This window comes from Pseudoalteromonas sp. T1lg48 (assembly GCF_002964785.1).
Taxonomy (GTDB): Bacteria; Pseudomonadota; Gammaproteobacteria; order Enterobacterales; family Alteromonadaceae; genus Pseudoalteromonas.
Map to the genome: position 1 here is coordinate 87,890 of NZ_PQCC01000013.1, position 7,272 is coordinate 95,161.

Below are 7,272 nucleotides of genomic sequence, written 5' to 3' on the forward strand. Positions count from 1 at the left end.
GGCGTTATCCTTCGAGTTGAATAATTGAAAAAACCGCACCTTGAGGATCACTCATCACGCTAAAGCGACCTATATCCGGGATATCTGTAGGTTGAACGCAAATCTCGGCGCCGAGGCTTTTCGCCAGCTCCACCTGCTCATCACAGTTATCAACTTGAAAATACACCATCCAATGAGATGGAATGTCATCCGGCCATTGCTCGTTCATTGCCAACATGCCGCCAATTTCCTCGCCATCAACACTCAGGACCGTGTATTCCATGCCGTCCATTGGCCGCGACTCCGTATGCCAGCCCAGCAGTTGATGATAAAACTCGGCACTGGCACGCATATCCCGGGTGGCCAGCTCAAACCAACAAGGAGTGTTAGCTTCATTCTTACGTTGCGACCCCTTATGGCCCTGACCCTGCCATAGGGCAATCATGGCTCCGCCGGGATCGCATAACAGCACCATTTTACCGGCACCGGGCACTTCATGAGGACCATGCACTATACTGGCCCCTAATTCTTTAGCGGCGGCGGCTTTGGTGTCGACATCGTCAACGGCAATGTAGCTTAACCAATAGCTTGGCACCCCCTGCGCCTGTTGGTCGGCGGGCATCTGATACATAGCGGCAATATCCTCTTGCTGTTTTTGCAGCATGGTGTAATACACGTCTTCCCCTATGGGTTGGTCTTCTGCCGACCAAGAGAAAAGCTCACCGTAAAAAGCTTTGCCTTTTTGCCAATCGGTAGAGCAAAGCTCCACCCAGCAAAAATGTCCTTGCGCATAATTGTCACGACTCATACTAGTTCATCCCGTTTATTGTTTTTATAACCATAGCGTAATCGCTAGGGCATGGAGCAATAATTCTAATGCTCAACTATTACACATTAACCTTAAACGAGTTAAGCATAAAAAGACACAGAAATTCAATTGAGAATTATTTGCATTAACTATTGACTAGCCTCTAATTCTAATTGATAATCAATCTCAACAAGTGAGGGCTGATGTCATCTCTTTGTTACTGAAAATTTGTTTCACGACCCTGAAACACGTTTAGCGCCCGTAAGGCACAGGTTGATGGCGCCTTTATTCAACGCCCCTTGATATGGCGACCCCATCAACCGCACTACATTTTACTTGCTACATTGCTCATATCGGTGACGGTAGATATGAAAACAAAAAAGCCCTTTCGGGCTTTTTTTATGTCTTTAAGTTGGTGGTTACGTACTAGCGGCGGTTTTTACGGGCCCGGGCACGTCGTTGACGCTTTTCCTCTTCCTTGGCGGCCTTCTTGGCCTCGGCGGCGGCACGTAATTCGGCCACCATCAGCTCTTCTTGTTCACGCATCTGCGGCGTTTCCATGCTCACCCGGCCAAGCACCGCATCGCGCAGCTCATTGATTAGGATCTCCGAGAACTTATGCAAATCAACCTGGTTGCCACCGCGAATACAGCCACGGTTTTTGCCCGCCGCCAGCATAAAGTCATAATCATGCTCGGGTAAGGGGTTGACCTTGTAACGGTCAATCAGCAACTGAGGGTAGGCCTGCAGCAAATATTCGGCGGTGTAGCTGGCCACTTCTTCATAGTCGATGGCGGTATCGCGAATGGCGCCGGTGGCCGCTAAGCGATAGCCGGAGTTTTCATTCTCAACCTTAGGCCACAACATTCCCGGGGTATCATATAGCATGATGCCATCATCGATTTTTATCCGCTGTTGCGCCTTGGTCACTGCCGGTTCGTTGCCTGTTTTCGCGACGATACGTCCTGCCAGGGTATTGATCAAAGTCGACTTGCCGACATTGGGAATACCCATGATCATGGCTTTAATTTGTTTATCGGCACCCACCTTGTGTGGCACCAGCTTTTTGCATAGCTCAACAATTTTGCCTACCTGAGCGGCCTTATCATGCTCTAAGGGTAGAGCCTTAACGCCACTTTCCTGCTCAAGGTAATTGAGCCATTGGGTGGTCATCTGCGGGTCGGCCAGATCGGCCTTATTAAGGATCTTGATCACCGGCTTATCGCCACGCAGTGCACCCACCATGGGGTTTTCGCTGCTATAGGGAATACGCGCATCCAGCACTTCAATAATCACATCCATCTGCGGCATGATTTCTTTTATTTCATTACGCGCCTTGTTCATATGGCCCGGAAACCATTGAATTCCTGCTCTACTCATTCGCTTTATAACCTTATATTTAATCAGGCAGTTGCCGATGCACCGTCATAAAGCACCGCTTTGAGCGCCAAAGTTACGCATGCAACCTTACCAATATTCCCTATTGTACTATCGCCGGCGCCGAGTTTCACGACTTTGCCTGCCAACGAGCTAAAGCAAATCACCAGACGAGCGTGTATACTGCCCGCTTTGCTCGCCCAGGAAGTAGTTGTTATGGCATTAAAGGCCACCATAATTAAAGCGCGTCTCAATATCAGTGATATGAATCGCCACCATTATCAAGAATACCCTTTAACCGTTGCCCAACATCCCTCGGAAACCGAGCAACGACTTATGATCCGTCTGTTGGCCTTTGCTTTACACGCCAATGAAGAGCTGCAGTTTACCAAGGGCCTGTGCGCTGAAGACGAGCCGGAATTATGGCAACGAGAGATGGATGACAGCATTAGCCTGTGGATCGATCTTGGTCTACCGGATGAAAAGCGTTTGAAAAAGGCCTGCACCCGTGCCAAAGAGGTGGTGCTTTATGCCTATGGGGAAAACAACCAGGACATTTGGTGGCAGAAGAACCAGCAGAAGTTAAGCCAGTTTAAAAACCTCCGCGTAGTGAGCTTAAACTATGACGAAACTCAGCAGTTAGCGGCCATGGCCTCGCGCAGTGTTGACTTGACTATTAGTATAGAAGACGCCGAGGTATGGGTTAGCAATCAAGAGCAAACGCTGCAAATTACCTTGACCTGGTTACAAGGTCAGGGCTAAATTGCCAAAACTGGGACACGACGTTCGTCAAAGCGTTGGTAAGGATAAGTATGATCAGCAAGGTAGTAGTTTTACATGGCTTGTATATGTCGGGTTTTGTTATGCGACCGCTGTGCGCACGGCTGAAAAAACACGGCTATGACATACTTAACCTTTCTTATAACACCTTAGATCCGAACACCGACGAGATTTTCACCCGCATCAATGACTTTATTGGCGAGCAGAATTGCGCCTTTGTCTGCCACTCTTTGGGGGGCCTGATAGCACGGCATTATCTCAGCCAGGATTTCCCTCAAGTAAAGCAGGTAAAAAAAGTATTTACCCTGGGCACGCCGCATAAGGGCGCCAAAATAGTCCATCATATGCAGCAAAAGGGCATGCAAGGACTGTTAAAGAACAGTCTGGAGTATCTGGCCAGCGAGAACCAGGACTGGCCCTTTAACGCCAAGCTCTATAGCATAGCCGGTGATTTACCCCTTGGCCTGTTACCCCTGTTTGAGCAGGGTCATCCATGCGATGGTACGGTCAAGGTCGATGAAACCAAGCTCAATGGCATGGCACAGCACAAGGTATTTCACCTTAGCCACACCAGCCTAATTTACTCCCGTAAGGTCGTTGCCTATATCCTTGACCAGCTGCAAGAAGATTAGTTCTCGGCCGCAGCGGCAATCTTATACGCAATAACCGCGATAATTCCCACCACTAGCGGGATCGGTGCGGCAATCATGCCAAAGGCATCAGAATTTGCGTAGCTGGCTCCGGCAAGGTGGCCCACTAAACCAATTACAAAGGTGAGTACGGCAATAACACACACGGTGATTTCTGCTTTTTTCGATTTATTCATAACCACATCTCCTATGTCGATGCTCAGATTATGACCCCTGAGTGCATACAAATATTGCGCTAAATCAATTTTCACTGCGGCTTTTTTAAGCACCGAAATCGCTTTTGCGATAGATCAATATTTCACCATTGCGACCTTGTTTTTGGCACAAATCATGCCCATGTCATTAGCTACAAGCGCATGCAAATCATTTTATGTGATTGCTTAAATCGATTTTATCCGCTTGTTATTAAGAGGCTTTACGCCATACTGAAGTACAACTTCTAAACGCAAAGGAGACAGCTATGTCGCAAGTAAATGCTATTGGATTGGATACTCAAGAAACAGAAACCATCATCGATGAGCTCAACCGTTTACTGAGCTGCTATCAAATTCAATACATGAACGCCCGAGGCTTTCATTGGAATATAAAAGGCCGCGACTTTTTCGAACTGCACGTCAAATTTGAAGAAATCTACAACCTATTATTAGAGAAGGTCGATGAAATCGCCGAACGCATTCTTACCCTTGGTGGTGAGCCACTGCATGCGTTTACAGATTATATCGAGCTGAGCCAGATCAACGAGGCTAAAAACATCTGTGACGGTGGCCAAGCGGTGCAAAACCTGCTCGATGGTTACAGCACCTTAATCAAGATGCAGCGTAATATTCTCGTCGACGCCAGTGAGAACGAAGACGAAGGCACGGCGGCATTGATGAGTGACTACATCAAAGAGCAGGAAAAGCTGGTGTGGATGCTTAAAGCCTATCTTGATTAATTCCCCATCAGGCTAGACGGAGGTATCCGTCTAGCTTTGTTGAACAACCACCTTTACCAGCCTTCAGGAGCAGAGCATGGACCTCACTTACCGCAGCGAACACGATAGCATGGGTGAACTCAAAGTCCCCGCCGACGCACTCTATCAAGCGCAAACGCAGCGCGCCGTAAATAACTTTAAAATCAGCTCACTGACCATGCCGAGCCGCTTTATTACTGCTTTGGCACACATCAAACGCGCGGCGGCTAAGGTAAATCAAAAACTCGGCTATTTAGATGCAAAAACCAGTTCCGCTATCGCCAAGGCTTGCAGTGAAATAATAGCCGGTCAACATTTAGAACACTTCCCGGTAGATGTATTCCAAACTGGCTCTGGTACCAGCACTAATATGAACGCCAATGAGGTGATTGCCACTCGCGCCTCCGCCCTGCTAGGCAAAAAAGTACACCCTAATGATCAGGTTAATATGGGGCAAAGCTCCAACGATGTGATCCCAACGGCTATCCATGTCAGTAGCGCCATTGCCATTGAACAAGAGTTGTTGCCAGCCCTTGACCATCTTGAGGCGGTGATCGCGGCAAAGATAGAGCAGGTCGGCGACCTGGTAAAAACCGGTCGCACTCACCTTATGGATGCCATGCCGGTCACCTTTGCACAAAGCATGTCCGCCTGGCACACGCAAATTAGCACCGCCAGAAGCCATATCAGTCAAAGTGCAGCAGCACTTTTACAGCTTGCCCAAGGAGGCACTGCGGTCGGCACAGGTATTAACGCCGATCCACACTTTGCCGCGCACTTTGCCAAAGAAATGACCAAGCAAACCGGGGTTAACTTCAGCGCCGGAGATAACCCCTTCTTTCATATTTCAACTCAGGACTCAGTGGTGGCCGTTTCCGGGCAACTGAAAACCGTCGCCGTGGCGCTGATGAAAATAGCCAATGACTTACGTTGGATGAACTCGGGCCCACTTGGCGGGCTAGCGGAAATTGAACTGGAAGCCCTGCAACCCGGCTCATCGATTATGCCCGGCAAAGTCAATCCAGTGATCCCAGAAGCAACCACCATGGCTGCAGCACAGGTGATAGGTAACGATACTACCATCACGGTAGCCGGGCAGTCTGGCAACTTCGAGCTTAATGTTATGTTGCCGGTGATCGCCTATAACATATTGCAAAGCATCGAGTTGCTCAGTAACAGCAGTGTAGCACTAGCCGACAAGGCAATCGCCAGCTTCAAGGTGCAAGAAGAAAACCTTACCCGCTCTTTGGCTAAGAACCCTATTTTAGTTACCGTTCTTAACCCACTTATAGGCTATGAAAAGGCGGCACAAATCGCCAAAAAAGCCTATGCTGAAAAGCGCGCCATACTTGATGTTGCCGCCGCCGAAACGGACATTCCCTATGAAGAATTGGTGGCGTTACTTGATCCCAGAAAACTCACTGAGGGTGGCATTCAAAACTAGCGTCACCATTTTAGGGAGACTAAAATACGAGCATTTGCGCGCGACAGAAATGTCAGTATGATGGTAATCATCATCAACACTAAAATAAGTAGATTATGCGATTATCATTTATAGCCATCGCGGCGCTGGCGTTAAGCGCCTGTAATAGCAATAGCCCAAAAGACACTCAGGCCGTTGCCGCAAACGACACTACACAGCCTCCACAGCTTGAAACTCAGCTTAAGCCGACGCCTAAACAGCTGGCCGTAGCCGAGCAGAGCGTACGTGTGGAAAACCCGAATATCACCGCTACCAAAGAATCCATCGCGCAAGGTTATCGGCAGATCCATGAACTCACAGCAGATAAAAGCTGTGATACGAGTCAACAATGCCAGGTGGTTGCTGTCGGCAGCAGGGCTTGCGGTGGTGCAAATGAATACCTCGTATTCTCAACTAAGACTGCAGATGCAGAGCAGGTCAAAGCATTGGCAGAAGCAATCACGGTGCAAGAGCGTCAGTTTAACCTCAAGACGGGTGCGGTCAGCATTTGTGAACACCTAATGCGTCCATCAACTCAGTGCCAACAGTCCCAGTGCGTTAAAATTCAGGGCTCATCTTCTTCGGTTTACTAGTGGCAATCAGTAACCGAACAAACTCAAAAGCAACGACAATACAATAATCGCCAAGAGACACAGTAAGGCTCTGATAATATATCGGGGCCGCATTTCTTGGTGACGCCATTGAAAGTACAGAAACTTAGCAAAATACGTGGCAGCCACCCCAAATAGTGCAAACACCAATAAATATGCACCTAGTGCTATCACAACAACCTCTACCTTGTTCTCTATCATCCTTAATAGCCTAACAAGTTAACTCCATTAATACCAAGAAAAGCAGCGTTAGCTCTTAGCATTAATAATATGCCAGACTAGTACCTCACCCACAGCCTGGCGAATTTGACCCCAAACGCAAAAAGCCCGCTGTATTACTGCAACGGGTTTATTTAATTAGGCGACGAGTGACCGACGATTAAGTATCGTCGCAGCACGAGGAGGTGAGCGCAGGGATGCGCGATGTAACCAAGCTACAAGGATGTATTTTTAAAACCACAATCAACCATCTCATTTATTAGATAGGGTGTGGGGAACGAATGAGATTAGCTGAGGATATGACGTTACAGCTAGGCATTGGCAAAAAACCTAACCCCCAGAAAGCAAAAAACCCGCTGCATTGCTGCAACGGGTTTCTTTAATAAGGCCCTGACGATGTTCTACTTTCACATGGCAAATGCCACACTATCATC

Annotated in this window: 8 protein-coding genes; 5 read left to right on the forward strand and 3 right to left on the reverse strand. The window is 48.2% G+C overall.

Translation table 11 applies throughout. The features are described 5' to 3' along the window. Positions 1-4: 4 nt before the first annotated feature. The gene (locus C2M29_RS09195) at positions 5-787 is read right to left on the reverse strand and encodes a VOC family protein (RefSeq protein WP_105189502.1); all 783 of its coding nucleotides are present in this window, start codon (positions 785-787) and stop codon (positions 5-7) included. Positions 788-1,213: 426 nt separating this feature from the next. Further along, complete coding sequence (ylqF, locus tag C2M29_RS09200; protein ID WP_105189503.1) at positions 1,214-2,167, reverse strand: ribosome biogenesis GTPase YlqF; 954 nt, start codon at positions 2,165-2,167, stop codon at positions 1,214-1,216. A gap of 213 nt (positions 2,168-2,380) precedes the next feature. Between ylqF and C2M29_RS09205 the strand changes: the two genes are divergently transcribed. Further along, positions 2,381-2,926: a YaeQ family protein gene (locus tag C2M29_RS09205; RefSeq protein ID WP_105189504.1), complete on the forward strand. Its 546-nt coding sequence runs from the start codon at positions 2,381-2,383 to the stop codon at positions 2,924-2,926. A gap of 50 nt (positions 2,927-2,976) precedes the next feature. Further along, a complete protein-coding gene (locus tag C2M29_RS09210) occupies positions 2,977-3,576 on the forward strand; it encodes an esterase/lipase family protein (RefSeq protein ID WP_105189505.1) in 600 nt (199 codons plus the stop codon). Here C2M29_RS09210 and C2M29_RS09215 read toward each other — a convergent pair. Next, positions 3,573-3,770: a hypothetical protein gene (locus C2M29_RS09215; protein ID WP_105189514.1), complete on the reverse strand. Its 198-nt coding sequence runs from the start codon at positions 3,768-3,770 to the stop codon at positions 3,573-3,575. The two genes, C2M29_RS09210 and C2M29_RS09215, sit on opposite strands and share 4 nt — an antisense overlap. A 284-nt stretch (positions 3,771-4,054) precedes the next feature. On the opposite strand from C2M29_RS09215, the gene C2M29_RS09220 reads away from it, so the two are divergent. From C2M29_RS09220 to C2M29_RS09230, 3 genes are all read left to right on the forward strand, one after another. Further along, positions 4,055-4,528 (forward strand): Dps family protein, encoded by a 474-nt coding sequence (locus C2M29_RS09220; RefSeq protein WP_105189506.1) that lies wholly within the window; start codon positions 4,055-4,057, stop codon positions 4,526-4,528. Between the two features lie 76 nt (positions 4,529-4,604). Continuing rightward, positions 4,605-5,990, forward strand: a complete 1,386-nt coding sequence (locus C2M29_RS09225; protein WP_105189507.1) for a class II fumarate hydratase — start codon at positions 4,605-4,607, stop codon at positions 5,988-5,990. Between the two features lie 95 nt (positions 5,991-6,085). After that, positions 6,086-6,601 carry a hypothetical protein gene (locus C2M29_RS09230; RefSeq protein WP_105189508.1) on the forward strand — a complete coding sequence of 172 codons (516 nt, stop codon included), beginning with the start codon at positions 6,086-6,088 and terminating at the stop codon, positions 6,599-6,601. Positions 6,602-7,272 lie beyond the last annotated feature (671 nt).